Annotated in this window: 23 protein-coding genes; 8 read left to right on the forward strand and 15 right to left on the reverse strand. The window is 34.9% G+C overall.

Features of this window, described 5'->3' with window-relative positions; all coding sequences use genetic code 11:
* Positions 1-9: 9 nt before the first annotated feature.
* Positions 10-462: a hypothetical protein gene (locus KFZ70_RS04525; RefSeq protein WP_139694675.1), complete on the reverse strand. Its 453-nt coding sequence runs from the start codon at positions 460-462 to the stop codon at positions 10-12.
* A gap of 322 nt (positions 463-784) precedes the next feature.
* On the opposite strand from KFZ70_RS04525, the gene KFZ70_RS04530 reads away from it, so the two are divergent.
* Positions 785-1,381 (forward strand): hypothetical protein, encoded by a 597-nt coding sequence (locus tag KFZ70_RS04530; protein ID WP_139694674.1) that lies wholly within the window; start codon positions 785-787, stop codon positions 1,379-1,381.
* Between the two features lie 83 nt (positions 1,382-1,464).
* On the opposite strand, the gene KFZ70_RS04535 is transcribed toward KFZ70_RS04530, so the two are convergent.
* Positions 1,465-3,030: an arylsulfatase gene (locus KFZ70_RS04535; RefSeq protein WP_139694673.1), complete on the reverse strand. Its 1,566-nt coding sequence runs from the start codon at positions 3,028-3,030 to the stop codon at positions 1,465-1,467.
* Positions 3,031-3,345: 315 nt separating this feature from the next.
* On the opposite strand from KFZ70_RS04535, the gene KFZ70_RS04540 reads away from it, so the two are divergent.
* From KFZ70_RS04540 to KFZ70_RS04570, 7 genes are read left to right on the forward strand one after another with little or no spacing between them, the layout of a single operon-like run.
* Positions 3,346-3,969: a GntR family transcriptional regulator gene (locus KFZ70_RS04540; RefSeq protein ID WP_139694672.1), complete on the forward strand. Its 624-nt coding sequence runs from the start codon at positions 3,346-3,348 to the stop codon at positions 3,967-3,969.
* Positions 3,970-3,979: 10 nt separating this feature from the next.
* Positions 3,980-5,026: a tartrate dehydrogenase gene (locus KFZ70_RS04545; protein WP_139694671.1), complete on the forward strand. Its 1,047-nt coding sequence runs from the start codon at positions 3,980-3,982 to the stop codon at positions 5,024-5,026.
* A gap of 6 nt (positions 5,027-5,032) precedes the next feature.
* The gene (locus tag KFZ70_RS04550; protein ID WP_139694670.1) at positions 5,033-5,668 is read left to right on the forward strand and encodes a cyclase family protein; all 636 of its coding nucleotides are present in this window, start codon (positions 5,033-5,035) and stop codon (positions 5,666-5,668) included.
* Positions 5,668-7,068 (forward strand): four-carbon acid sugar kinase family protein, encoded by a 1,401-nt coding sequence (locus KFZ70_RS04555; RefSeq protein ID WP_139694669.1) that lies wholly within the window; start codon positions 5,668-5,670, stop codon positions 7,066-7,068. The genes KFZ70_RS04550 and KFZ70_RS04555 overlap by 1 nt, the downstream gene beginning before the upstream one ends.
* A 6-nt stretch (positions 7,069-7,074) precedes the next feature.
* Positions 7,075-8,337 (forward strand): MFS transporter, encoded by a 1,263-nt coding sequence (locus tag KFZ70_RS04560; protein ID WP_139694668.1) that lies wholly within the window; start codon positions 7,075-7,077, stop codon positions 8,335-8,337.
* The gene (locus tag KFZ70_RS04565) at positions 8,327-9,352 is read left to right on the forward strand and encodes a Gfo/Idh/MocA family protein (RefSeq protein ID WP_139694667.1); all 1,026 of its coding nucleotides are present in this window, start codon (positions 8,327-8,329) and stop codon (positions 9,350-9,352) included. The genes KFZ70_RS04560 and KFZ70_RS04565 overlap by 11 nt, the downstream gene beginning before the upstream one ends.
* A 37-nt stretch (positions 9,353-9,389) precedes the next feature.
* Positions 9,390-12,254 (forward strand): DUF5060 domain-containing protein, encoded by a 2,865-nt coding sequence (locus KFZ70_RS04570; protein ID WP_139694666.1) that lies wholly within the window; start codon positions 9,390-9,392, stop codon positions 12,252-12,254.
* A gap of 81 nt (positions 12,255-12,335) precedes the next feature.
* Here KFZ70_RS04570 and KFZ70_RS04575 read toward each other — a convergent pair whose 3' ends face one another.
* The 13 genes from KFZ70_RS04575 to KFZ70_RS04635 form a co-directional block, all read right to left on the reverse strand.
* A complete protein-coding gene (locus tag KFZ70_RS04575) occupies positions 12,336-12,965 on the reverse strand; it encodes a carbonic anhydrase family protein (protein WP_139694665.1) in 630 nt (209 codons plus the stop codon).
* Positions 12,966-12,983: 18 nt separating this feature from the next.
* Positions 12,984-13,799 (reverse strand): universal stress protein, encoded by an 816-nt coding sequence (locus KFZ70_RS04580; protein ID WP_139694664.1) that lies wholly within the window; start codon positions 13,797-13,799, stop codon positions 12,984-12,986.
* Between the two features lie 5 nt (positions 13,800-13,804).
* Positions 13,805-15,397 carry a SulP family inorganic anion transporter gene (locus KFZ70_RS04585; protein WP_139694663.1) on the reverse strand — a complete coding sequence of 531 codons (1,593 nt, stop codon included), beginning with the start codon at positions 15,395-15,397 and terminating at the stop codon, positions 13,805-13,807.
* A gap of 82 nt (positions 15,398-15,479) precedes the next feature.
* Positions 15,480-15,782: a hypothetical protein gene (locus KFZ70_RS04590; RefSeq protein ID WP_233243978.1), complete on the reverse strand. Its 303-nt coding sequence runs from the start codon at positions 15,780-15,782 to the stop codon at positions 15,480-15,482.
* 56 nt (positions 15,783-15,838) lie between these two features.
* Complete coding sequence (locus tag KFZ70_RS04595; protein ID WP_139694662.1) at positions 15,839-16,597, reverse strand: SH3 domain-containing protein; 759 nt, start codon at positions 16,595-16,597, stop codon at positions 15,839-15,841.
* A gap of 1 nt (position 16,598) precedes the next feature.
* Positions 16,599-18,374, reverse strand: coding sequence for a BatD family protein (locus KFZ70_RS04600; RefSeq protein WP_139694733.1), 1,776 nt, complete (start codon positions 18,372-18,374; stop codon positions 16,599-16,601).
* 39 nt (positions 18,375-18,413) lie between these two features.
* Positions 18,414-19,241 (reverse strand): tetratricopeptide repeat protein, encoded by an 828-nt coding sequence (locus KFZ70_RS04605; protein WP_139694661.1) that lies wholly within the window; start codon positions 19,239-19,241, stop codon positions 18,414-18,416.
* Between the two features lie 113 nt (positions 19,242-19,354).
* Positions 19,355-20,392, reverse strand: coding sequence for a VWA domain-containing protein (locus tag KFZ70_RS04610; protein WP_139694660.1), 1,038 nt, complete (start codon positions 20,390-20,392; stop codon positions 19,355-19,357).
* A gap of 15 nt (positions 20,393-20,407) precedes the next feature.
* Positions 20,408-21,412: a VWA domain-containing protein gene (locus KFZ70_RS04615; RefSeq protein WP_139694659.1), complete on the reverse strand. Its 1,005-nt coding sequence runs from the start codon at positions 21,410-21,412 to the stop codon at positions 20,408-20,410.
* Positions 21,412-23,070 carry a hypothetical protein gene (locus KFZ70_RS04620; protein WP_139694658.1) on the reverse strand — a complete coding sequence of 553 codons (1,659 nt, stop codon included), beginning with the start codon at positions 23,068-23,070 and terminating at the stop codon, positions 21,412-21,414. The genes KFZ70_RS04615 and KFZ70_RS04620 overlap by 1 nt, the downstream gene beginning before the upstream one ends.
* Before the next feature lie 7 nt (positions 23,071-23,077).
* A complete protein-coding gene (locus tag KFZ70_RS04625; protein ID WP_139694657.1) occupies positions 23,078-23,944 on the reverse strand; it encodes a DUF58 domain-containing protein in 867 nt (288 codons plus the stop codon).
* Between the two features lie 76 nt (positions 23,945-24,020).
* Positions 24,021-25,022 carry a MoxR family ATPase gene (locus tag KFZ70_RS04630; RefSeq protein WP_139694732.1) on the reverse strand — a complete coding sequence of 334 codons (1,002 nt, stop codon included), beginning with the start codon at positions 25,020-25,022 and terminating at the stop codon, positions 24,021-24,023.
* Between the two features lie 187 nt (positions 25,023-25,209).
* Entirely contained in the window at positions 25,210-26,307 is a 1,098-nt protein-coding gene (locus KFZ70_RS04635) for a DUF4382 domain-containing protein (protein ID WP_158293157.1), read from the reverse strand.
* Between the last annotated feature and the right edge of the window lie 22 nt (positions 26,308-26,329).

Genomic DNA, 26,329 nt, shown 5'->3' on the forward strand with positions numbered 1-26,329 from the left:
GTAATAAGATTAGAGTTTTCCTTTCTTCTCAATTTTTAACATACTAAAAAATTCATCTTCCACTTTCTTAACAATTACATTTAATTTTGATCGATAGATACCGATGAAAAATAGGTAAAGAGCATCTGTAATATATTCAACCTGCAAATCCTTCAAAATCATTCCTCCAAAAACAAATCTTAAAAGGATTAATACAATAAAAAGTACTACTGTAAAAATGGTTCTATTAAACTGAAACAACCCTGTATTTTGATTAGTCTGAACCTTTAAAAACAAACTATACACTTTACCTACAATTATACCTGCTATATAAAAACTTATATAATAGAATGGAAATTTGTAAACAAAAGCATCGTAAATTACTATAGCTGAAAAACAGAATATAAGCCCTCTAAGCACACTATGCGTTCTTTGAATTCCTTTTTCTGTTTTTGTTTTTAAAATTTGTTTTTTACTAGACATATACTTTTATCTTACTTTAAATATACCTAAAAACAATTTAGTAATACAAAAAAAGAAGAGCATAAAAAACACTTTCCTTTTTTATATTAATCCGTCTTACTGAGCATTTATTCCATAGCATGCTTTCTAACTGCTACTTTTTTTTTATTATGCACACATATAAAACTATGCCCAATTAACCTCACTATATGCTCTATTATCCCTGTGTAAAGTTTACATAGATTTAACAGTTAATTTAGCACACATATTAGTCAATATCAGTGTTTTGCACCTTTTAAACCCAACCTATATTTGTACCGTTGAACGTTAATATTTTTAAATTATGAAAAACGTAATCTCAAACACAAAAAAAGGAATCTTAATGGTAACTATGTGCGCTACCGTTTTTGGATTCGCTAGTGATCTTAAACTGTTAATTAAAGAAGATTCTAAAAAAACAGCTTTAGTACTAGAACATGTAAAACAAGGTAATAAAATTTCAATCATTGACAACAGCGGTGTTGTTCTATATAAAGAACAGGTTCAAACTAATGGTCTTTATAAAAAAGGATTTGATCTTACATCTTTACCAGATGGTGATTATGTCTTTGAGGTTGATAAAGATTTAGAAATTAGCACGATTCCTTTTCATGTAACAGCTAACACTGTTACCTTTAATAAGGAAGATGAAACTACCATCTTTAAACCTTATGTGCGTCATGAAAATGACCTTGTGTTTCTAACCAAACTTTCTTTAAACCATGAAACGGTTGATATTGCAATCTATGGTGAATATGAAAATGGTTATGAACTAGTACATAATGAAAAAGTGAAGGATGCTAAAATTCTTGAAAAAGTATTCCAACTTAAGGGTGATACCAATTACAAAATTGTGGTTAACACCAATGATAAAACATTTACAAAATTCATTAATAATTAGTTTAATGTCTTATTTAGTTTAGTTTAGTTAGTAAAAGTGGGCTGTGGTGGCCCACTTTTTTTGGTTATTGTTGTTACATTACGTTACTTCAGTTCAATTTTCTGCGTTTTTTTATTATAATCTTTACCACGTATAGCTTCAAAATTTGTAATCATAGCTTGTAACTTGTCTTTATTAGTTTCTGCTAAATTATTTTGCTGCCCAATGTCTTCTTTTAAGTTATATAATTGATACTCTTTAGAGTTACCTACTTCAATATTTACTTGCTTTAAAATAGGATTCCCGTCATATGGAGGAATCATAACCCAGTCACCCTCTTTATAGGCTGTTCTTGATCCAGCTTCAACCACCAAATTATCTCTACCATGCCCTTCATTCCCTAAGAATACATCCAATAATGCTTCACTGTCTTTTGTGCTGGCATCACTACCTACTAATTGCGCCAAAGATGACAACAAATCCATTTGACAAACTAACTCATTAGATACTTTAGGTTGAATTTTTCCTTTCCAATATGTGAAGAAAGGCACACGAGTACCTGCTTCAAATAAGCTATACTTTCCTCCTCTAAAGGCTCCAGCTGGTGTATGATTTCCTAATTTTTCAACGGCATCATCGTAATACCCATCATTCAATACAGGACCGTTATCACTAGAAAATATGATTAAGGTATTATCTAAAACACCCTCTACTTCAAGTGTTTTTATAAACTCACCTATGCACCAATCGGCTTCAACTACAGCATCTCCTCTTGGTCCCATGCCTGAAGCGCCTACAAATCTCGGGTGAGGTGTTCTAGGCACATGTGGTTGTTGCATAGCATAATATAAGAAAAACGGCTCGTTTTTATGTTTTTTCACATAGTCTTGTGCGCCTTTTAAAAAGTGGTCAGCCATATCTTCATCTTTCCATTTTGCGGCTTCACCACCTTTCATGTACCCAATACGTGGAATGCCATTAACTATGGTATTATTATGCCCATGATGCCATTTCATTTTTAATAATTCAGGATTATCTTTACCCGTCGGTTGTCCTTCAAAATTATTTTTATAATCTACTTCAATTGGATCATTAGGATCTAACCCAACAACATCACCATTTTCAATATAAACGGTAGGCACCCTATCTTGAGTAGCTGCCATTATATACGAATAATCAAACCCAACCTCATTTGGACCTGGACTTACATGTTTATTCCAGTCTACATGACCAGATCCTAAACCAAGATGCCATTTACCAACTATTCCTGTATAATAACCCTTTTCTTTAAGCATTTTTGGGATGGTAATTTGTTCTGTACCAATAATTAGAGGTGCCGTTCCAGGTAAAATTTTTGCATCTTTTTCGCGCCAAGGATAAATCCCAGTTAACAAAGCGTACCTACTAGGCGTGCATGTTGCCGAAGACGCGTATCCATTGGTAAAACGTACACCTCCATTTGCTAACTTATCTAAATTTGGCGTTTTAATTTCGGTTGCGCCGTTAAAACCAACATCGCCATAACCAAGATCATCAGTATAGATAATAACGATATTCGGTTGTTTTGTTTCTTCTACCGCTGTTACCTGATCTTCTTTGGCTTTCTCTTTGCAGCTAAAACTCGCAAATACAAACAGTACAAATAAGAATGTTTGATTTAGTCTAATCATGTTCAATTTATTTAGTTTAATATACTTTTTAAGTTACCCTCAAAAATATGAACTTAAAAGCACTTGCTCTATGCTTTACTTCATTTTTAAAGTAACATATTATCATAAAACAATGGGATATGGTTAAAACATACCAACCAAATACACCAAAATGCGCGTTCAAAAAACAGCGTCAATTGTTTATCAATGTGAAATTAAATGGCAAAGCCATCTTTTCAACATCCTATCTTACTAAAAAACAATGCCTTTTAACTTGCATAATTACAAAAAACATTTATTTTTGTTTTTTGTATACAAAATTCATTATAGAATTCAATGATAGAATATCATAATCTTAATGAACCTATCTACCTCAAAGTAAAGGAGATGATCATTAATGGGGAGCTTAAGCCTGGTGAAAAAATCATTCAGGAGAAAATAGCGGAACAACTTGGTGTGAGTCGTACGCCACTTATGAAAGCCCTTTTAGCACTCGAAAATGAGTTTTTAGTGGAAAGCATTCCACGTCGTGGCATGTATGTAAAATCCTTTGGTGAAAAGGAAATATTTGACATCTACATTTGTAGGGAAGCGCTTGAAGGTATGGCAGCCAGATTATTGGCACAATCCAATAACAAGCAAAAAAAAGAGCAATTAAAACAATGTTTTGTTCCCTTTATAGGACAACCAAACATTAATATTAATGACTATGCCAAAGCCGATGAACAATTTCATTCATTGCTTATAAAACTTACCGATAACGCACCTCTTGACAAAATTTATTTCTTCGGAAATATTCACGAACAGGTTATTAACAGAGGACTATTAAGACCTCCTGAAGAAACCCTTGATGAGCATATTAAAATCATTCAAGCCATTGAACACGGTAACGCTAATCAAGCCGAGAAATGTGCCAGAGAACATATTGAAAAATCAAGAATATTATTATTAAATCATTAAATACAAAAAAGTGAAAAATTACAACATCGCAGTAGTACCAGGTGATGGTATAGGAAACGAAATAGTGCCTGAAGGTTACAGAGTTTTAGAGGCCGTAGCGAAAAAACATGATTTTACCATTACATCAGAAACGTTTGAGTGGGGAGCAGGTTATTATTTAAAAAACGGACAGTTTTTACCAAATGATGGTCTTGAAACTCTAAAAGGTTTTGATGCGGTTTATTTTGGTTCTGTAGGATTACCTGCCGTTGATGACACACTTCCTGCAAAAGACTACACCTTTAAAGTAAGAACCTCTTTTAACCAATATGTAAATTACAGACCTGTAAGAACATATCCTGGAGTTACCAGACCTTTGCGTACCGAAAAGCATATCGATTTTGTAATTGTTAGAGAAAATACCGAAGGAGAATTTGTTCAAATGGGCGGGCAATACCTTCCCGATGAGCCTAACGGCATGGGAACAGACACCAGTGTGTTTACTAGAAAAGGGATTGAACGTGTAGCACATTATGCTTTTCAGTTAGCTAGAAAAAGGAGAAAAAAAGTAACACACATCACCAAATCTAACACCCTTATAAATAGTTTAGCTTATTGGGATAGAGTGATTAAGGAAGTGGCCGAACAATACCCGGATATAGAACATGAACAAATGTACATTGATAATTCAACTGCTATGTTTGTTTTAAAACCCGAAATATTTGATGTGGTATTGACTACCAATCTATTTGGCGATATTTTGAGTGATTTGGGGGGTGCCATAATGGGAAGCTTAGGTCTTGGTGGTAGTGGAAACATTAATCCTGAAAAAGAATACCCATCTATGTTTGAGCCTATTCATGGGTCGGCTCCTGATATTGCTGGAAATAACATTGCTAATCCTTACGGTCAAATTTGGTCTGCTGCTATTATGTTAGAGCACTTAGGTGAAACAGAAGCGGCCCAAAATATTATGGATGCTATTGACAAAAGCACTACCCAAGGCGTTTTAACGGTTGATCTTGGCGGTTCTGCAAAAACATCAGATGTGGCTGATGCCGTGATTAAAAATTTATAACCTACCATGAGCCGAATTATTGATCTTACCATGACTTACACCAATAGTTTTGCTGGTTTCTCAAAAGAAACCAGTAAAACTATTACTAAAGACGGATGGAATGCCAGCACATTAAGCTTTTATTCGCATTGTGGTACACACATGGATGCTCCTATTCACTTTAATGTAAACAATCAAACTATTGATGAAATTGAGGTTTCTAATTTTGTTGGAAAAGCCTGGGTTATTGATGTGCGTCATGTAGGTTCAAAAGGGTTAATTTTTCCACATCATATTCCAGATACGGTTCAAAAGGATTTTAGATTTGGAGATAGTTTACTGTTTCAAACAGGATGGTCTCAATATGTAAATACACCCAAGTATAGAGATGAACTCCCCAGAATTTCAGAAGCATTAGCGCATTGGTGTATTGATCAACAAGTAAAAATGATTGGTGTAGAACCACCTTCTGTAGCCGATGTAAATAATCTTGAAGAGGTTACAAAAATTCATCAGATTTTATTAAGCGGTGTGGTCATTATTGAAGGACTTACCAACCTAGACCGTTTACAATCAAATTGTGTGGAGTTGATTGCTCTTCCTTTAAAAATTGGTGGTGGTGACGGATCACCTGCACGCGTTATAGCTATTGAAACAAATTAATGGAACTATTACTTTCAAACATACTAAAACAACTTCCTAAAGAAGATACTTCAAATTACAGACTTGAAAACTATAAGATATTCACATCATTAAATAAAACCTGCATTGTTATTGATGATGACCCCACAGGAAATCAAACTGTTTACAACATTCCCTTACTAACCACATGGGATGTTAACACGCTATCCTCTGAATTTAAAAAAGGTACACCCACCTTCTTTTTGCTAACCAATTCTAGAAGTCTTACAGAAAAACAATCTACCACCCTTTATACCCAAATTGCCAACAATATAATAGAAGCCTCCAAAGTTACGAATCGTGATTTTACCCTAATAAGTAGGAGTGATTCTACACTACGCGGGCATTTTTCTGAAGTAAACGTTCTAAAAAATACCCTTTTATTACAGGATGCCATCACCGTTGTAATTCCTGTTATGTTTGAAGGTGGACGGGTTACAGTCAATGACACCCATTACATAAAACATGAGAATACATTAACACCTGTAAATGAAACACCTTTTTCACAAGACCATACCTTTGGCTATAAGCATGCCGTATTACCACAATGGATTGAAGAAAAAACGCAAGGTGATGTAAAAGCTACTGATGTTTATACCGTATCACTAGAAAGCATTAGAACACAAAATATGCAAGCACTAGTGGAAGAAATTAAAAACATTCATTCAGCTAGTTACACTATTATAAACGCCTTAAACTACCACGATTTAGATAAAGTAACACAGGCTCTTTTACTTGCCGAACAGCAAGGAAAGTCAATTATTTATAGAACCTCAAGTTCTTTTGTTCCCTCATACATAGGTTTAAAGCCTCAAGGCCTTTTAAACACAGAAGCTATTATTGACAAAGAAAATACTCATGGTGGCATTACCATAGTGGGATCTTATGTCCCTAAATCGTCGTTACAGCTTAACAATGCTTTAAAACACTTTTCTGAAGAAACCATTATTGAAGTTGATGTGAATAAGGTTTTAGGAGCATCAGCAACCAATTACCTCAACAACCTATCTGCAACCATTGACAAACTGATTTCAAACGGTAAAGACATCATTGTTTTTACAAGTAGAAAACTCATCACTGGAAGTGATGCCAATACCACTATAAACATAGCTGGTAAAGTATCAAATGCATTGGTAACCTTAGTAAAAAACCTGCAAACCAGACCAAAATACCTGCTAGCTAAAGGAGGCATTACCTCAAATGATCTCGCTATAAAGGGACTTGGCATGAAACAGTCAACAGTACTAGGACAAATTGAACCAGGAATTCCTGTATGGGAAATGGGTGCAGAAACTAAATTTCCTAACCTGCTATACATTGTATTTCCTGGTAACGTTGGAAACGAAAACACCTTACTGAACATAACTAAAAAACTAAACTAACCACCTATGTCTAACAAAACACCTTCCAGAAGATATGCCTTCTTTGCTGGCTCCTTTTTAATTACCCTGTTGCTTTATATTGACCGGGTTTGTATTTCATCAGCCAAAGATTCTATAAGTGCCGATTTGAATCTTACAGATATTCAAATGGGCTGGATACTCAGTGCCTTTGCACTTGGTTATGCGCTGTTTCAAGTGCCTGGTGGCGCTATGGGTGATAAGTATGGTGTTCGCAAGGTTATGACTTCCATTATGGTGCTTTGGTCTATATTCACAGCCTTAACCGGAGCGGCATGGAACTATATTTCTATGCTCTCATTCCGATTTATTTTTGGTGGTGCCGAAGCAGGAGCTTTTCCAAATATCTCAAGAGCGGCATTTTCATGGGTGCCGCTGAAAGAACGTGGTATATTTCAAGGCATTAATTTTTCAGGATCAAGACTAGGCGCTGCATTTGCCCTGCCTTTAGTGGCCTATTTAATTGATGCTTGGGGTTGGAAATCTATTTTCTATTTTTTTGGAGGTATCGGTATTATTTGTGCGGTTTTATTCTTCTATCTTTTTAGAAATAAACCTGAAGATCATCCAGGCATTTCTGAAGATGAAAAAGACTTTATTGTAGCCAATCGGCAACAACGAAAAGAACAAACACACCCCTTACCATTGAAGTCCATACTTGGCTCAAAAAATGTGATTTTAGCCATGATACAATACATAGGAAGCAATTTTATTTTCTTCTTTATGTTAACTTGGCTATTCCCATATATAAAATCAAAATATAATTTAAACCTAGTCACCACAGGTTTTTATGCCATGTTACCCCTATTAGCTGGAGCCGTAGGAAATTGGGTTTCGGGTTATACTGTTGATGCTATTTATAAAACTGGAAAATGGAAATTATCTAGACAAATTCCTGCCATTTTTGGTTTTATTCTAGTGGTTATTGGCATTTTATCTAGCCTTTATATGGACACGGCTTTAGGTGCCGTATTATGCCTATCTATAGCCATTTTTGGAGCAGATATGACTTTGAGTCCGTCCTGGTCCTTCTGTATGGATATTGGTAAAGAAAACTCTGGCAAGGTTTCAGGTATGATGAATATGGCAGGTAATTTAGGGTCATTTTCAACAGCATTGGCTTTTCCATATCTTATAGAATGGACAGGCTCTAGTGAGCCCTTCTTTTTCGTAGCGGCATGCTTAGGATCTGTTGCCATTGTATGTTGGTTATTTATGGATTCCTCAAAAGAAATACAATATGAAAAGTAAATTAAAAGGTGTTGCTATAGGGGCTGGTTATTTTAGTCGCTTCCAGTATGAAGCCTGGACCCGTATTCCTGAAGTTGAAATAACAGCGCTTTGTAATTCAAATGCAGAACGCGCAAAAGGCATTATGGAATCTTATGATGTAAAGCAGCATTATACAGATTACAAAGAGATGATTTTAAAAGAAAAGCCAGACTTTGTAGATATCATTACACCTCCCGAAACGCATTTTGAAATGTGCAAATTTGCTGCAGATCACGGTGTCCATATTATTTGTCAAAAACCTTTGGCACCTAACTTTGAAGAATCACAAAAAATTGTAGACTACGTTTCAAAGAAAAACATACGCTTTGTGGTGCATGAAAACTTCAGATTTCAACCCTGGCACAGAGAAATAAAAAAAATGATTACTAATGATGCTATTGGTGATTTGTTCAGTTTAAATTTTAGAAGCCGTATGGGTGATGGCTGGGGTGACGATGCCTATTTATCAAGGCAACCTTATTTTAGAGATTACAAAAAGCTTCTTATTTATGAAACGGGGGTTCATTTTATTGATACGTTTAGATATCATGCCGGAGAAGTTGAAAGCGTATATGCCATTTTAAAACGACTTAACCCTGTGATAAAAGGAGAAGACTCTGGCTTAATGATTCTTAATTTTCAAAACAAATCACATGCTATTTGGGATGCCAATCGTTACAACGAAAATAATTTTTCAAAATCAAGATACACTTTTGGGGAGTATCTAATTGATGGCTCAAAAGGTTCTATAAGATTGTATTCTGACGGAAATATCACCTTACAAAAATTAGGCGAACCAGAACAAATACACAAATATGTTCATAATGATATAGGCTTTGCAGGAGATTGTTGTTACATCTTTCAAAGAAACTTTATTGATAATCTTATAGCTGGGAAACCTTTTGAAACAGATGGACATAACTATTTAAAAACTTTAAAAGTTCAGGAGGCCGTTTATGAATCAGCCAAAAACAACACACCTGTAACACTTTAACACTTAGACAACTAAACTAAAACACAAATAAATACAAATGAAAAGACTATTAACACTATCAGGATGTTTTCTACTGATACTTGGTGCTCTAAACGCGCAGCAAAGAAATGTGTCTGTTGAAGGCGCATTAAAAAAATGGCATAAGGTAACATTAAACTTTCAAGGGAAAGACTTAAGTGAAAATGACGCTATAAATCCGTTTTTAAACTATCGCCTTAACGTCATTTTCAGTAATAAAAATAAAACCTATGTAATTCCTGGGTTTTATGCTGCCGATGGTAATGCTGCAGAAACCAGTGCTACAAAAGGAAATGTTTGGAAAGTAAGGTTTATGCCTGATGCCATTGGTGAATGGAGCTATAAAGTATCTTTTAGAAAAGGAGAAAATATAGCGGTAAACGATGAGATTAATGCTGGAGAACCCGTTGATTTTGATGGGGTTCAGGGAACATTTACCATTACAGAAGCTGATGCAACGGGATCTGATTTTAGAACCAAAGGACGTTTGCAATATGTTGGAGAACGTTATTTAAAGCATGCCGATACTCATGAATCTTTTATTAAAGGTGGTGCTGATAGCCCTGAAAGTTTCCTTGGCTATTATGAATTTGATCAAACACCTGCGTCGCATAAATACGAACCGCATGCTCAAGATTGGAAAACAGGAAACCCAACCTGGCAAAATGGAAAGGGCAAAAACATTATTGGTGCTCTTAACTATTTAGCGTCAAAAAAAATGAATTCTGTCTATTTCTTAACTATGAATATTCAAGGTGATGGCAAAGATGTATGGCCTTGGACGAGCGAACATGAACGCTACCGTTTTGATTGTAGTAAACTAGACCAATGGGAAATCGTTTTTGATCATATGGATGACTTAGGTTTAATGCTTCATATAGTAACTCAAGAAACCGAAAACGAGCTGTTACTTGATATTGGTGAAACCCGTGTACAACGTAAATTATACTACCGTGAGTTAATTGCCCGGTTTGCGCATCACTTAGGTATTACCTGGAATTTAGGCGAAGAAAACGGTTGGCAAGTTTGGACACCTAAGGCTCAAAATGACAAGGATAGAAAAGCTATGGCACGTTACATCAAACAACATGATCCTTATCAAAATTATGTTGCTCTTCATACACATGCAACAACTAAAGGTCAAGATTTGTTTTTAACACCTCTTTTAGGATATGAATACTTAGATGGTCCATCATTACAAACACACCATCCACATGATGTTCATGATATTTCAGTAAAATGGATAAACGAATCAAAGATGTTTGGAAAGCAATGGGTTATTACTCAAGATGAAATAGGTCCGGCACACACAGGCGCAAAACCTGATGCCGATGACCCAGAACATAATGAAATTAGAGCCCAGGTGTTATGGGGAAATTTAATGGCTGGAGGTGCTGGCGTGGAGTGGTATTTTGGTTATAAGTTTGCCCACAACGATTTAAACTGTGAAGACTGGAGATCGCGCGACATTTTATGGGATCAAACACATTATGCCTTAGACTTTTTTAAGAGGTATTTACCTTTTGAAACCATGCATACGGCAGATGATTTAACCGCAAACACACATGATTATGTTTTGGCTCATCCTAGAAAAGTCTACGCTATTTATATCCCAAAGGTTGAAGAAACTATTTTAGATCTCACAGATTCAAAATCAAAATTCACAATAAAATGGTACAATCCTCGAACTGGGGGTGATCTTGTATATGGCACAGTAAAAACCATAAAAGGTGGTAAACCTATATCTATCGGGTTCCCACCTTCAAATGAAAACGACTGGGTAGCATTAGTGGAAAATACATCTAAGAAATCATCGAAAGCCAACGAAAGTCCTAAAACAACGCTAAACGCCTTGCAAGATTTTCAAATAGATAATACCTCTAAAGTCAATTACTATACAGAAAACAAGAGAGGTACATTGGCAATCAACGCTGCTAAAACAGAAAACAGAAATGAGTTTGCTTCTGCATTTACCATATTTAAGGGTAACACAGGATATTATTCTGCAACCTTAAATACGATTGCGGAGAATGATGGTGAATCTGAATATGCTGTTTATGTGAATAAGGAAAAGCTAAAAACGGTTTCTAATCCACAAACGCCATACGGATTCAAAGCAACCAGTCTTTTATTAGGTAAAATTTATCTAAAAACAAATGACACACTTGAAATAGCGTCAAAAGCCATGACCAATGGTAAAATACCAGAGGATCATGAAACGGCTTGGTCTAGAGGCCGTTGGAGTTCAATTATACTAAATCCTGTGAGCTACACTTTAAAAGAAGCCTTAAAAGATATGACTCCTTTTGAGGAGCAAAACGGATTTTTAGAAGTTGAAGCTGAAGATTATCATTTTAATTCAAATAATGAAAGCCCTAGAAAGTGGTACCTACAATCAAAAGATAATTCCGTTCCTTTTGAAAACACAAAAGAACACTCTAGTTCGGCTAGTGGTAACGCTTATATAAAAGCATTGCCTGATACAAGAGTGACTCATAAGGATCCTTTAATTCAAGGTGAAAACTTCTTTCCCGTTCCAGGTACAGGAGGTCTAGTTTCCTATAAAGTAAAAATTAATACACCTGGGCAATATTATGTATGGGTAAGAGCATACTCTAGCGGCCCTGAGGATAATGGGTTGCATGTGGGTGTTGATGGCACATGGCCAGAAAGCGGACAACGTATTCAGCTTTGTAAAGGTAAGCATGCATGGACTTGGTCTTCAGCACAGCGTGTTCCTAAAAACCATTGCGGATATCCGCAAACTATTACACTGAACTTTGAAACTCCAGGCGAACATATCATCTCATTTTCAATGCGCGAAGATGGTTTTGAATTAGATAAATGGCTATTAACTCAAGATAAAAATGTTATTCCTGAATAAGCTTATTGTCTAACTAAGCTAACTAAAAAAGCCGAAGGACTTCAGTTCTTCGGCTTTATTTTTTTGAATCTGTATTGCTATTTATTCGTAAAAATCTACAGCTCCAGAGTTTATGTCATACATACCACCAACAATTTTAATAGCACCTTGCTCTTCCATTTCGGCTAATACGGGGCTTTCCTTCCTTATTCTTGCAATGGTAAGTTCAACATTCTTTTTGGCTACATCATTCACAAAATCTATATTTTTTGAATTGCGTAAACTAGTATCTTCAGGCTGCTCTGTTTGCTGTACGGCCGGGGTAATTTTTTCTAACATTTTGGTTAGGTTTCCTAATTTAGCATCATCACAAGCGCCTTTTATAGCCCCACAGCTTGTATGCCCTAAAACAACTATCAATTTAGTCCCTGCTAGTTTACAAGCAAACTCCATGCTCCCTAAAATATCTTCATTCACAAAATTACCTGCTATTCTTACGCTAAAAATATCGCCTAAACCTTGGTCAAACACAAGTTCAGCAGACACTCTAGAATCAATACAACTTAAAATAGTAGCAAAAGGAAATTGACCGTCACTCGTATCATTAACTTGTTCTAATAAATTTCTATTGGCTTTTAAATTTCTTTGAAATCTGAAGTTGCCTTCCTTTAAAAATGCTAATGCCTTTTCTGGAGTCATTGTGGCTTGTGTTTCTTTTGTATGTGCCTTCATAATTCTATTTATTTTTATTTATTGTATTGCTAACCTTTCTTCTCCTGTAATTAGCAATGAAACATTTAATTTGTTTACCAAGTGTTTTACATCTGAAATTAAAGATTTTGAATGATATCTTTTTCTATTCACACATAACAGATTAACATTCTTTTTAGATAGGTATTTAGCAAGATTGTCAATAGCCCCGTCATTTTCCTGAAACACATAATTTATGGCTTTTTTACCATGGAAACTAAGCGTGTTTTGCATTGCAGAAGCTCCTGCTACTATTTGAAAAGAACTTAAAGGTTCTTGTGTGTAATTCATTAAGTGCTGCGCAAACTCTAAATTCAAACGATTTGTATCTTCATTTAACACTCCTAATGATAAGGCCTTATCATGTTCTATAACATTATTGTTTGCGGCTATCATTATAGCTCCACGATGTTTTTTCATGATAAAGCTTGTTATATCGTCACCCACAAACTTAAACCATTTAAATTTTCTTTTTCCTAAAACAATAATATCTGGTTTACTTTGATCTATAAACCTTGCCATTTCACTTTTTATATGCCCTACAGAAAAGGAATAGTTAATAACCAAATCGTGAGATGTAGAAAGAGAATTTATAAGGGTACTCAGTTTTTTACGAGTAGCAAAATGAGATTTGTTAATAAGTCTTTTTGCTGAAAGCGGATTATCTTGTCCAACAATGTCTGTGGGCTTTTCTACATGAAAAAAATCGATTTCAGCATGAATCATTTTAGCAAGACTTACTGTACTTCTCATGATGGTCTCTTCAGTTCCTTTCATATCCGAAAGCACTAAAATTTTATATTGTTTTTTCTTCATGATTTTTAGCTTAAACTTAAACTTGATTTTGGTCTGGTTCTAAAGAATTCTTCAAAACTCTCTGGGTTTTCAACCACACCTCGCTTAGATACCAATTGAATATCAATATGTCTATCTTTTGCTATATAGGCAAAATCATCGAGAATTTCTATAACATCATTATCTAAATATCTTGTTTTTAACAAGTTCAACTCTAAATAGGTGTTTTCTGGAAGATTATGCAGCTCTTTTAAGATAGCTCCCTTGTTAAAAAAAGTAACCTCCTCAGCTAAAGTCATTTTTATTTTGTGTTTGCCATTGCTCTTATCTTCAATATGTAAGAAGTGAGAGTTTTGGTAGCTTTTTAATAGAATAACTATGATGCCAACCAATAACCCCAAACTAATGCCCACTAATAAATCAGTAAATACAATACCTACAACAGTGACTATAAATGGAACAAATTGTTTCCATCCCATGTTATACATTTTCTTAAATAAGGTGGGTTTAGCAAGCTTGTACCCCACAACCAATAAAACGGCTGCTAAAACCGATAATGGAATTTTATTAAGTACACGGGGTATTAAAATAACAGATATTAATAAAAGAAAACCATGTATAATAGCAGACATTTTAGTTTTACCGCCAGACTGTACATTAGCCGAACTTCGAACAATAACCTGAGTTATAGGCAACCCTCCAATCAATCCTGAAATGATATTCCCGGTACCTTGTGCCAATAATTCTCGGTTAGTTGGAGTTACGTGCTTTTCGGGGTCAAGTTTATCTGTTGCTTCCACACTCAATAAGGTTTCTAAACTCGCCACAAGAGCAATGGTAAACGCAACTACCCAAACATCTGTATTCATAATAGCCGAAAAATTAGGAAAGCTAAATTGCTTAAAAAAAGACGTGGCATCTTCGGGAATTGGTACACTTACCAAATGCGATTGAGAGATGCTTAAAGCCTCACTTGAACTGGTTAAACTATAAAAAACAATACCTATTACAACGGCAACCAAAGGCCCTTGAATGATTGTAAACACTTTAGCTTTTTTTGCTAAAATATTATCCCATATTAAAATAACAGCTAATCCTACAACCCCCACTATGAGAGAACCAATGATGACATTATCAAATACATGTAAAATAGCAGAAAACGTATTTTCTCCTGAAGCTTCAATAAAACTATCGGCACCTTCTGGCTCTGAATCATAGCCAAAAAAATGAGGTATTTGTTTTAAAATTATAATAATTCCAATACCTGTTAACATTCCTTTTATAACTGAGGACGGAAAGTAATACCCAATAACACCGGCTTTTAAAACGCCAAAAATAATTTGAATAATACCTGCTAAAACCACAGCTACTAGAAAGTTTTGGTAACTGCCTAGTGTGCCAATAGCCGCTAGGACTATGGCTGCTAAACCCGCAGCAGGGCCACTTACACCAAGCCTTGACCCACTCAAACTTCCCACAACAATACCTCCAACAATTCCAGCAATTAATCCTGAAAACAAAGGGGCTCCACTGGCTAGGGCTATTCCTAAACACAATGGTAAGGCAACAAAAAATACGACTATACTTGACGGTAAGTCATTCTTAAGATATTTAAACATACTATAATACTGTTTTGTCTTATGATATATACATCATAAGTATTAAAAAAACCATTACTTGAACGGTACACGAAAAACGAAATTATACTAGGTTATAATCGGGTGGTGGGGAAATAAGATTAAGGTGTGGTTTTTGGTATTTTTTAAAGAAATAAAACAATTCAAACTCTTCTAAACCGAACGGAATTGGAAGTTCTGAGTTTGTTTGATCCAAAACCAGTGGATCAATTTCCTTATGTTTTTCTCCCCCTTTTTCTTCTTCTTCGGAGCAGGTATAAAACGAAGAAACGTCAATAGAATCATCTACCATCAAAATAACTGTAGGTGCTGTAACAAACAGCAAAAACAAAATAGATAATGTTAAAGAAACTATATTTTTTGACATGAATTTAAAACTTCAAAGTCGTAAATATATACTTTTTAACAAAATACATGCAAATTTTAGAATTCCTTTAACATTTTAATATCTTCTGAAATAACCCAACCTGTTTTACCGTCAGACAATTTTATTTTTTGCCAATAATTGTATGTATCAACCACTTGAACTTTTGTGCCCTCGTGTAACCTAAAAACCTCTTCACTTCTTGGATTAGGATCACTCTTCACTTTACTTTCTTGCACAAACACAATGGCGGGGTTATCACGCTTATCTAAATTATATTTGTGAAACGCAAAGGCCAACGTAATAAATACTAACGCTAAGAACACTAAACTTCCTATAAAAGTTAGACGCTTTCGTAAGGTACTATAGGCAAAGTAATACACTAAAAACAATACAACAAACATAAAAACTAGAGCCACAGCGGTTTTTGCCCAAGTATCAAATGTTAATTTATGCGTTAGGGTGTTTACTATTTTTTTTAATCCAGCTTCAGGAACCACATCAATAGCATCAATGGTCATGTTTTGAGCAAAGGCTAAATTATTTTTTATTTCAGCATCATTAGGTTCAAGTAGTAAGGCTTTTTCATAAAAATAAATACTGGGCCCGATATTGTTAAGCTTATAATTAGCATTAGCTAAATTAAAATATAATGCTGCTGAATGCTCACCACTCTCAATAATAGATTGGTAATTATCTATAGCTTCGGCATATTTACCTTCATTGTAAAACGTGTTTGCCTTCTCAAAAACAGCTTGGTTTTGAGCCTGTATTAGTAAACAAGATAACACAGATAGTATGTATAAGAGCTTTTTCATATTAACGTGCCTGTTTGTCAATTAATGAAATTGTTTTTCCTGCCTTATCATAATCCTCTTGCATGGTTACAATATCAATAGGAGTGTACCGTGCTAATTCACAACTTTCAATGAGTGTAATAAAATCTTTTATCACTCCTTCCTCTACTTGTTTTTCTTCAAGTAAATCAGTGATGCGTTCTTTACTCAAATCACTGCTTTCAATATGCAATTTGGCTTTTAAATAATTATGTAACGCCTTTTCAAGAGCAATGTAAAAAGCTTCTTTATGACCTAATGATTTTTTAGCATTACTCAAATATTTTCGCACCAATTTATTAGCTCTACGTACTTTGTTTCCCGCTACATCAGCGTCGCGAATGGCCTTTTTCTTTCTAACTACAATAGCCAGAGGTATGGCTAAAAACGGCAATAAAAGTAAGCTCCAAAATGCCTTCGATTTAAAGAAATACACTTGTTTTATAGCAGTAAACTCGGTCTTTGTTTTTATAAAAGCAAATTGATCACTGCTTAATACCACAGACTGCTTGTTATTTGCTACAACAGCTGTGTCGTCATTGGTTGAAACACTTGAAGGTCCGTTCAATACATTAATTACTATTTCATCAGACGACAAACGTTTATAGCTTTTGGTTTTTAAATCAAAATACGAAAATGAAATACTAGGAATAGGATATTTCCCTTTGTATTGCGGTACCACCGTATAGCTGTCTTGAATACTGCCCTGCATCCCTGATAGGTTAGTTTTTACGTTTTCTTCATGTTCGGGCTCATAAACCTCTAAAGAACTTGGTAAGCTCACTTTTGGCAATTTAAAAAGCTTTAAGTTTCCATTACCCGATACCTTAAGTTTAAGTTGTAGTGATTCGGTGGCATCTAGTACTGTTTTAGATGCTGTGACATCCAAATCAAAACTTCCAACAGCCCCAGTAAAATCAAGCGGTTTTCCTGTTTCTGGTAGCGGTTTTACAGTAATGGTTTTATTTCCAGCCGATACCCTCCTGTTAACACGCGTCATCAAAACACTTCCAAAAATATCTCGGCGATTTGTAGGTACTCTCAGGGCAATGTCTAAACTTAAAGGCTCTAAGTCAAGCTTACCCGTTTTCTGCGGATATAACACTGTTTTTCGCAATACCAAGAAACGATAATCTTCACCATTGTATGCACCATTTTGCACCCGCTGGTCTTGCGTATTGATATTCTGACTCCAAAAATCATTATACCGCGGTGTATCAATTTCATTCCAATTATCTACCGCTATTTTGGGAGACACATATAACTTGTATACCACTGTAATAGCTTCATTAAGATATGGATTGGTTTTTGACACCTCGGCAACCAAATGAATATTCTCTGATGCTAGATAGTTAGGATCATTAGGGTCTTTAGGAATTTCAACAGCGGCGGTAACTTCTACTTTTTGGGGAACCGTTTTATAGGTAGTGCCATCAATAACTATTTTGGCCTGCGAGATGGTAAATACACCTCTTTTCTTAGGTGCTAAAAAATAGCTATAGGTTTTTTTATAGGTTCTAACCCCATTAATCCAAGAATTACTCACGGATTGATTAGGACCACCCACCACCATAAAATTTGAAAAATCTGGCGGAATAAAATTGTCGCCATCTTGATTCATAATAAAATCAATACGCAAACGCTCATTGATTCCTAATTTATGTTTACTCAATTTTGCAACAAACTCTACCTCTTGAGACGAAGCTATACTTGCTACAAAAAGAATTAGAATTATGGATAGGTGCCTTATGAGTTTCATATTTTCTTCACGATTCAGATGATGCATATCAAACTACGTTTACCAATCTTTAGCTGATTTAACTTTTACGCCTTTTTGTTTCTCTGCATTTATTTTTTCCTGTACCTGCTGCTCTTGATTATTCATAGCCTCTAGCAAATTCTTAATTTGCTGTGGTGATAATTGCCCTGGCTGTGGCTGTGGCTGCTTATCTTCTTTGTCTTTCCCCTCATCTTTTTTATCATCTTCAGGTTTGCCTTCATCATCCTTTTCTTTGTCGCTATCCTTTTTATCTTCATCGCCCTGATCATTTTGGTCGTCTTTGTTATCGCCTTCCTGATCTTGATTATCTTCCTGATCTTTTTGATCTTCGTTATCCTTATTCTCGTCTTGATTATCCTGATCTTGATTTTGATCATCTTGCTGCTTTTGTTCTTCAGCACAGGCTTTGGCCACGGCTAAATTATAGCGTGTTTCGTCATCAGACGGATTGTTTCGTAAGGCATTTTTATAAGCTTCAACGGCTTCTTTACATTGCTCGCTTTGCATCAATACATTGCCTATGTTATGAAAGGCTTTATGTTTTTCTTCTTTGGTAGTTGCCGACTTTACAGCCTGTTCTAATCGGTATAAAGCCTCTTCAAAATTTCCGTTTTTAATATAGGCATTGGCTAAATTATAGACCCCTGCTACCGATGTTGGCTGTTCTGAAATAGCCTTTCTATATGCCATTTCGGCCGAAACAATATCTTCTGAACTCAACTTCTCATTACCTTCATAAACATAATTATTAGCCTTTTTCATAGCCAATAATTGGGCTTTATTATCTTGCTGCGCCCAAGAAAATAATGTGGTAAATATGATAATGTATGTTACAATGTGTTTCATAATATTCTGTCCTAATTTTATACATCAGACGGTTTTTTCACTCTTTCTAAAATATAAAACCTCTTTATTTATTTCAGTTAAAGAACTTATAAATTATAGTGCTTTCACAGAAACTATAAATTCTCATTAAATAAATTTAATTTTTTCAGCCATGCTGTTTTTCGTTCTAAAAGAAATACATCGAGCAATAAAAAGAATATTCCGAAGCCTAAAAACCATTGAAACTGGCTTTTAAAATCAGCAAATTGCTTGGCTTCAAATTCTGTTTTATCCATAGCGTTTAAAATCTCTCTTATATTTTCAACCACTTCATTGGTGTTTCTTCCATTAATGTAAACCCCATTAGCTGCACTAGCAATATCTTTTAAGGTGTCTTCATTAAGTTTAGTAATAACTGTTTCGCCTTCGCTGTTCTTTTTGTAATTTAATACCACACCATTTCGTTTTTCTGGAATAGGCCCTCCTTTTACATCGCCTACACCAATGGTAAAAATTCTAATACCTTCCTCATGAGCTTCTTCTGCAACCGAAGCCGATGCTTCACTATGGTCTTCACCATCTGAAATTATGATTAATACCCGATTGGTTTGTTGCTCATCATCAAAATAAGTTTTAGCCAATGAAATAGCCTCGTTAATGGCAGTTCCCTGTGACGATAACATATCGGTATTCATACTTTGTAAAAACATCTTTGCCGATGCATAATCCGTTGTAATGGGTAACTGCGGAAACGCTTTACCAGCATACGCAATAATTCCCACCCGATCACTAGCCAAATTATTGATAATTTGGGTAACCAACTGTTTTGATTTTTCAAGACGGTTTGGTGCAATATCTTCGGCTAACATACTTTTTGAAACATCCACTGCAAAAACAATATCAACCCCTTCACGTTTCACCGTTTCTAACTTGGTTCCTATTTTAGGGTTTACCAGAGCGATGGTTAAACAGAAAAAGGCCAAACTCAATACAATAACTTTAAGAGCGCCTTTAAAAATAGACTTATTGGGACATAACTTATTAAGTAATCTTTTATCAGAAAATTTACTTTGTACCCTGTATCTCCAAAATTGAAGCACCAAAAAGAGAAGGATAATTACCGGAATAATTCCCAATGCCCAAAACCATATTTTTTCTTCTAATTGATACATTGTATATTCTTTTGTTTATACGAAACTTCTAAAAACAGTATTACGTAATAGCAACTCTACCAATAATAAAATACCCGCTAAAATAACTAGAAATCGATATTTCTCATCATAATTATAAAACTTAAATTCTTCAATTTCAGTTTTTTCTAACTTATTAATTTCCTCATAAATGGCTTCAAGCTTTTCATTATCTGTAGCTCTAAAATACTTTCCGCCTGTGGCTTCGGCTATTTCCTTCAGCAATACTTCATCTATTTCAACCTGTATTCTTCCATATTGAAAATTACCGTTAGGCAAAATAGCCACTGGAGATAAAGCCATACCATTGGTACCTAAACCAATGGTATACGTTTTAATACCGTATTCAACGGCCAATTCACTAGCTATTTTAGGATCTATAAACCCTGAATTATTTACACCATCGGTTAGTAATATAATGACCTTACTAGCTGCTTTACTGTCTTTTAACCTATTTACGGCCGTAGCTAGTCCCATACCAATGGCTGTACCGCCTTCAATAATAGTATTGTATTTAATACTTTTTAAAGAACGAAGCACTATAGCTTTATCACTAGTAATAGGTGTTTTCGTATAGCTTTCTCCAGCATATTCAACCAAACCGATTCTATCATTAGGGCGATCTTTTATAAAATCTGCCGCCACATCTTTTAGGGCTTCTAATCTATTTGGCGATAAATCTTTTGCCAACATACTGGCCGACACATCAATGGCCATAACAATGTCGATGCCTCGCGTAGTTTTAGTTTTTGTAGAAACATCAACAGATTGTGGTCTTGCTAAGGCCATAATTAAAAGAGCTAATGCCACCATTCTTAAAACAAACAGTGCGTGTCTTAATTTTGGTCTGATAGAATATGTTACTTTAAAGCCTTTTAACGTTGGCATTTTTAATTCCGCCGTTTGACGTTTGTAGGTTAATACATACCACAAAACAGTCAAAGGAATCACCAACAGAAACCAGAAAAAACCCTTATTTAAAAATTCTAAACCTTCAAACATTATTTTTCTGCCTCTTTAAGTTCCACTGAATTTAAAATACGCTCTACCATTTGCGCTGCATAAACATCCTCTTCCTTATGAAATATCATGATTTGTTGAATTACATTTTTTGATGTAAATCCTAAAATCACATATTTCCCTTTCTCTATTTGTTCTGTATTGGGTATTAAAGCATCCATAGTACCAAAAACCTTTAATCCCTCTGCTCCGTTGAGCGTAGTAAACTTTTCATTTTTAGTAATAATATTTTGGGCACCTGCCGATTCAAATAATTTTAAATTACCCTCAATAGCTTGTTGCAGATCAATTTTAGTTTCCCCAGAAGCTTTTAGCTTGGTTGTAGCCACTGTAATATGAAATCTATCAATCAAACTACCATAACTAAACTGCGTAATCTCTAATTGCTGTGCCATTTCCTCAGAAAGCTCAGGCGTTGTTCTTTTTAAAACTTTAGGCGTTGAGATAGTAACTGGTGGAAACCCATATTGACTGGTTACCCAATCTCCCTCAAGCAACTCTTTGCTATCATGACCAATAATAGTATCTTTTACGTAATTAAAACCATACCTTAAGGAAAATCCTGTAATGGTAGCTAATAGAAGAAATACACTAATACCAACGGTAATCCATATTTTTTTGCGTTTCTTTTTACGCTCTTGCTCTTGTCTGTATTGTTCATCGAGTAGCTTTTCTTCTTCTGTTGGTTCTGGCAAGGCTTCCTTAACGTGATCTATTTCAACATCAATAGTTTCTCTATCTAATTTTGCCAATTCAATATCTGGAGCCGATTTAGCAAATTTCACCAAATCTGCACGTTGTAAAATGTTTTGTAAATTTTTAATATCTTCTTGGCTAATATCAATTTGATTCCCTTCTTTAAGCAAGGTTAACCGATCTATTAGTTCATTGGTTGTACTTTCTAAGGCTCTATCATAGACCTTTTCTTCAAGATATTTTCTAATAATAAAAGTTAACTCAGAGTAATAATCCTTTAGATTCTCTTGTTCTAAATACGGGCTCTCATCAAGTTTTTGTAGTGCCAATTTAGCGCGATCATAAGGTGGTAATAACGCTATTTTCTCATCTTCGGTTAAAGGTTTTTGCCTCCAAATAAACCAAAACAACAAAAAAGCAACTACCGCTATAATTAATAGGGTAATCAAGACGTATTGCCACCAATTACTCGCACTTTTTTCAACCGCGATAATCGGTTTAATATCAAATAATCCCTCTGTACTATCTATGACCACGTTTCTTACTTCAACCTGTAAAGAATCCGTAAAAAAGGTTTTATCTCCAATAAGTATTCTTTGTTGTGGGATAGTATACTTACCTGAATCAAACTGGGTTAAACCATATTTTTTAATAAGATTATATCTGTCGTTATTTTTCAACGTATCAACATCGTAAGACTCAATCATTTCAAGAGGCGAGAAGGTTTGTCCCTCAGGAAAAACAACAAGCTGTGATGAATCGGTCTCTACTTGAATATGATAGGTGATTTGCGCTCCTATTTTTACAGAAGTTGAATCGATAGTAGATTTTACCTGTGCAAACGAATGGAACGCAAATAGAAAAAACATACCAAACAACACCACCACAGATGGCTTCTCACAAACGGTATATGTTTTAGTCTTATATGGTAATTTAAAATTCATAATCCGTTTATCCTCTTCTTTTAAAATAACCTAATAATTTTTTTACATAGCTTTCATCAACACGACAATCAATAGCACCAGCACCTGATTTTGTAAAACTTTCTTTATAGTACGCTACTTTTTGATGATAGAACTTGTTATAATTATTGCGCAACTTTTTTGATGCCGTATTTACAAGCATTAACTCTCCCGTTTCACCGTCTTGCATTTGAACCACTCCTAAATTTGGAATGGTTTCTTCGCGTTTATCAAAAATGCGAATACCTGTAACATCATGTTTACGCGAAACAATTTTCATGGTTTGATGGTAATCATCGGCAATGAAATCAGATAACACAAATACAATAGCCTTCTTTTTCATAACATTTTGCATGAATTTCAAGGCTTCGGCTAAATTGGTTTGTTTACTTTCTGGTTTAAACTCAATGAGCTCTCTGATAATGCGAAGTACATGCGAGCGGCCCTTTTTAGGCGGAATATATAATTCTATTTGATCTGAAAATAAAATAAGTCCTATTTTATCATTGTTTTGCGTTGCTGAAAACGACAGAGTTGCAGCTATTTCAGTTACAACTTCATTCTTGAATTGCTGACTGGTACCAAACATTTCAGAGCCTGACACATCAACCATAAGCATCATGGTTAATTCCCTTTCTTCTTCAAAAACTTTTACAAAGGGTTCGTTATAACGTGCGGTTACATTCCAATCAATATTTCTTACATCATCACCAAATTGATACTGGCGTACTTCACTAAACGTCATACCACGCCCCTTGAAAGTAGAATGGTACTCTCCTCCAAAAATATGATCAGACAACCTACGTGTCTTGATTTCAATTTTCCGTACTTTTTTTAGTAATTCTTTGGTATCCATTTTTTAATTGTCTATTGACTATTTTGTATTGATTATTGCTGTTTAATAATCAATTGTTGGTAATCAATTGTCAATTTTATGGCACTTCTATTTCGTTTACAATTTTATTGATGATATCTTCTGAAGTTACATTTTCGGCCTCGGCTTCATAGGTAATACCTATTCTGTGTCTTAACACATCATAAACTACGGCGCGAACATCTTCTGGAATAACATACCCACGTCTTTTAATAAAGGCATAACATTTAGCTGCTGTTGCCAAACTGATACTACCACGAGGTGAGGCCCCAAATGAGATTAAAGGTTTTATATCAGCTAGTTTATATTTTTCTGGATAACGGGTTGCGAAAATAATATCTAAGATATATTTTTCTATTTTTTCATCCATATACACTGCCTTAACAGCCTCTTGTGCACGTATAATTTGATCAACCGAAACTACCGCTTGAACTTTTTCCCAAGCCCCTTTAAGGTTAGCCCTCATGATTAACTGCTCTTCTGCAATTTTTGGATAATCAATCACTGTTTTTAGCATAAAACGGTCTACCTGTGCCTCTGGTAAAGGATAAGTTCCTTCCTGCTCTACAGGGTTTTGGGTAGCCATAACCAAGAATGGTTTATCAAGTACAAACGTTTCATCACCAATGGTTACTTGCTTTTCTTGCATGGCTTCCAGCAGTGCTGATTGTACTTTTGCAGGCGCCCTATTAATCTCATCGGCAAGGACGAAATTGGCAAAAATAGGCCCTTTTTTAATTGAGAAATCATTCTCTTTAATGTTGTAAATCAAGGTTCCCACTACATCAGCAGGTAATAAATCTGGTGTAAACTGAATTCTACTAAAACTACCACTTACCGCTTGAGATAGGGTATTAATGGCTAATGTTTTTGCTAATCCAGGTACACCTTCAAGTAAAATATGCCCTTTTCCTAACAAGCCAATAAGTAAGCGTTCAACCATATGCTTTTGCCCCACAATGACTTTATTCATTTCAAGCATTAGCAAATCAACAAAAGCACTTTCTTTTTCTATTTTTTCATTAATCGACTTAATATCAATAGTACCTGTTTCTTCCATCATTTTGTATTTAATTAGCGGCTCGAATATACTGCCCTCATTTGAGCATTGCAAAATGTTAAAAAAAAACTTTAATTCTTGTTAATAATTGGTTAAAATATTAGGTTTTGCTACGTTAATTAATACTTAAAAAAAAGAGCGACACTTTATGGTATCGCTCTTTTCATATATGTTTTCAATCCTATTTTTAAGGGGTCACAACTAAAGTGGCATCAACTACCTCTGCTTCTCCTGGCTCAATTGTTACATTAATGTTCTGAGACACATAGCCTTCAGCAGTAATAGTCACTGTATAATCTCCAGGAACTACATCTTCAATCATGTAATCTCCTTCAGCGTTTGTTTCAACACTAGTTTCTTCATTAATAGAAACTGTTGCTACCACATTTTCAGCCAATCCAGAAATTTTTCCACTAATGGTTCCTGTTTTTAGCATTAATTCAATTGGATCTGCAATAACAGTAACCTCACCTTTCACAACTACAACACCAATAGCTTCGCCGTAACTATAATCTGAAGCTTCATCTAGAGGCATCACCTTAACATCATAAGTTCCTGCTGGAACGCCCCATAAAGCAAATGCTCCATTTTCATCTGTTAATGCTGAAATTACAAAATCATCTTCTGTTTCTGGTGTTCCCATATCATCTACTAAAACAGAAGCCATAGATGGTACATCTGTTGGCGTTACCGTACCTTCAATGATGCCAGAGCTTTTTTCAGCACTTACATACAATACTGGTTTTAAAATGATATTTCCTGAATTACCAGCGTGTACAATAGATTTTTCAACATCAAAATCTAAAACAAACTCATAGGTATATCCTTCTTCAATAACTTCATTGACTTTAAGCTTAAGACCTGATTGTTGTGCACTAGGTGTTTTTAAATCAAATTCTTCACCTTGATCTTGATCATTTTTAATTACAATAGTATTTCCATCACCAAGTACTAAACGCATTTGACTTAAAGTACCTGCTGGTATTGGAAACCTATCCACTAAAACCTTACTAAAACCACCAGTAAAGTCTAACAAGTTAACTATTCCATCTTCTGCATCTAATGATATCCAACCGCTTTCATCATCGCTATCATCATCCATTTTAATCATGACATCAACAATTTCAACATTTACAGCTTCATATTCACCAGGCGCATCAACCAAGCGAATTGAAATTCTGGGATCTCCTTTTTGAACAGAATCAGAGTCTGAATCATTACAAGAAAACACAAAGGTTAAAAAGAGTAATGGTAATAAAAATTTCATTTGTTTTACAATATTCATAGTTTTTCAATTTTTAATGGTT

Origin of the sequence: Allotamlana fucoidanivorans (genome assembly GCF_045788535.1) — a bacterium.
Lineage (GTDB): Bacteria > Bacteroidota > Bacteroidia > Flavobacteriales > Flavobacteriaceae > Allotamlana > Allotamlana fucoidanivorans.

What these genes read in the sequence shown, in the direction of transcription:
- KFZ70_RS04525 (WP_139694675.1), bottom strand. Translation starts at nt 462, where the DNA reads ATGTCTAGTAAAAAACAAATTTTAAAAACAAAAACAGAAAAAGGAATT.
- KFZ70_RS04530 (WP_139694674.1), top strand. Translation starts at nt 785, where the DNA reads ATGAAAAACGTAATCTCAAACACAAAAAAAGGAATCTTAATGGTAACT.
- KFZ70_RS04535 (WP_139694673.1), bottom strand. Translation starts at nt 3,030, where the DNA reads ATGATTAGACTAAATCAAACATTCTTATTTGTACTGTTTGTATTTGCG.
- KFZ70_RS04540 (WP_139694672.1), top strand. Translation starts at nt 3,346, where the DNA reads ATGATAGAATATCATAATCTTAATGAACCTATCTACCTCAAAGTAAAG.
- KFZ70_RS04550 (WP_139694670.1), top strand. Translation starts at nt 5,033, where the DNA reads ATGAGCCGAATTATTGATCTTACCATGACTTACACCAATAGTTTTGCT.
- KFZ70_RS04555 (WP_139694669.1), top strand. Translation starts at nt 5,668, where the DNA reads ATGGAACTATTACTTTCAAACATACTAAAACAACTTCCTAAAGAAGAT.
- KFZ70_RS04560 (WP_139694668.1), top strand. Translation starts at nt 7,075, where the DNA reads ATGTCTAACAAAACACCTTCCAGAAGATATGCCTTCTTTGCTGGCTCC.
- KFZ70_RS04565 (WP_139694667.1), top strand. Translation starts at nt 8,327, where the DNA reads ATGAAAAGTAAATTAAAAGGTGTTGCTATAGGGGCTGGTTATTTTAGT.
- KFZ70_RS04570 (WP_139694666.1), top strand. Translation starts at nt 9,390, where the DNA reads ATGAAAAGACTATTAACACTATCAGGATGTTTTCTACTGATACTTGGT.
- KFZ70_RS04575 (WP_139694665.1), bottom strand. Translation starts at nt 12,965, where the DNA reads ATGAAGGCACATACAAAAGAAACACAAGCCACAATGACTCCAGAAAAG.
- KFZ70_RS04580 (WP_139694664.1), bottom strand. Translation starts at nt 13,799, where the DNA reads ATGAAGAAAAAACAATATAAAATTTTAGTGCTTTCGGATATGAAAGGA.
- KFZ70_RS04585 (WP_139694663.1), bottom strand. Translation starts at nt 15,397, where the DNA reads ATGTTTAAATATCTTAAGAATGACTTACCGTCAAGTATAGTCGTATTT.
- KFZ70_RS04590 (WP_233243978.1), bottom strand. Translation starts at nt 15,782, where the DNA reads ATGTCAAAAAATATAGTTTCTTTAACATTATCTATTTTGTTTTTGCTG.
- KFZ70_RS04595 (WP_139694662.1), bottom strand. Translation starts at nt 16,597, where the DNA reads ATGAAAAAGCTCTTATACATACTATCTGTGTTATCTTGTTTACTAATA.
- KFZ70_RS04600 (WP_139694733.1), bottom strand. Translation starts at nt 18,374, where the DNA reads ATGAAACTCATAAGGCACCTATCCATAATTCTAATTCTTTTTGTAGCA.
- KFZ70_RS04605 (WP_139694661.1), bottom strand. Translation starts at nt 19,241, where the DNA reads ATGAAACACATTGTAACATACATTATCATATTTACCACATTATTTTCT.
- KFZ70_RS04610 (WP_139694660.1), bottom strand. Translation starts at nt 20,392, where the DNA reads ATGTATCAATTAGAAGAAAAAATATGGTTTTGGGCATTGGGAATTATT.
- KFZ70_RS04615 (WP_139694659.1), bottom strand. Translation starts at nt 21,412, where the DNA reads ATGTTTGAAGGTTTAGAATTTTTAAATAAGGGTTTTTTCTGGTTTCTG.
- KFZ70_RS04620 (WP_139694658.1), bottom strand. Translation starts at nt 23,070, where the DNA reads ATGAATTTTAAATTACCATATAAGACTAAAACATATACCGTTTGTGAG.
- KFZ70_RS04625 (WP_139694657.1), bottom strand. Translation starts at nt 23,944, where the DNA reads ATGGATACCAAAGAATTACTAAAAAAAGTACGGAAAATTGAAATCAAG.
- KFZ70_RS04630 (WP_139694732.1), bottom strand. Translation starts at nt 25,022, where the DNA reads ATGGAAGAAACAGGTACTATTGATATTAAGTCGATTAATGAAAAAATA.
- KFZ70_RS04635 (WP_158293157.1), bottom strand. Translation starts at nt 26,307, where the DNA reads ATGAATATTGTAAAACAAATGAAATTTTTATTACCATTACTCTTTTTA.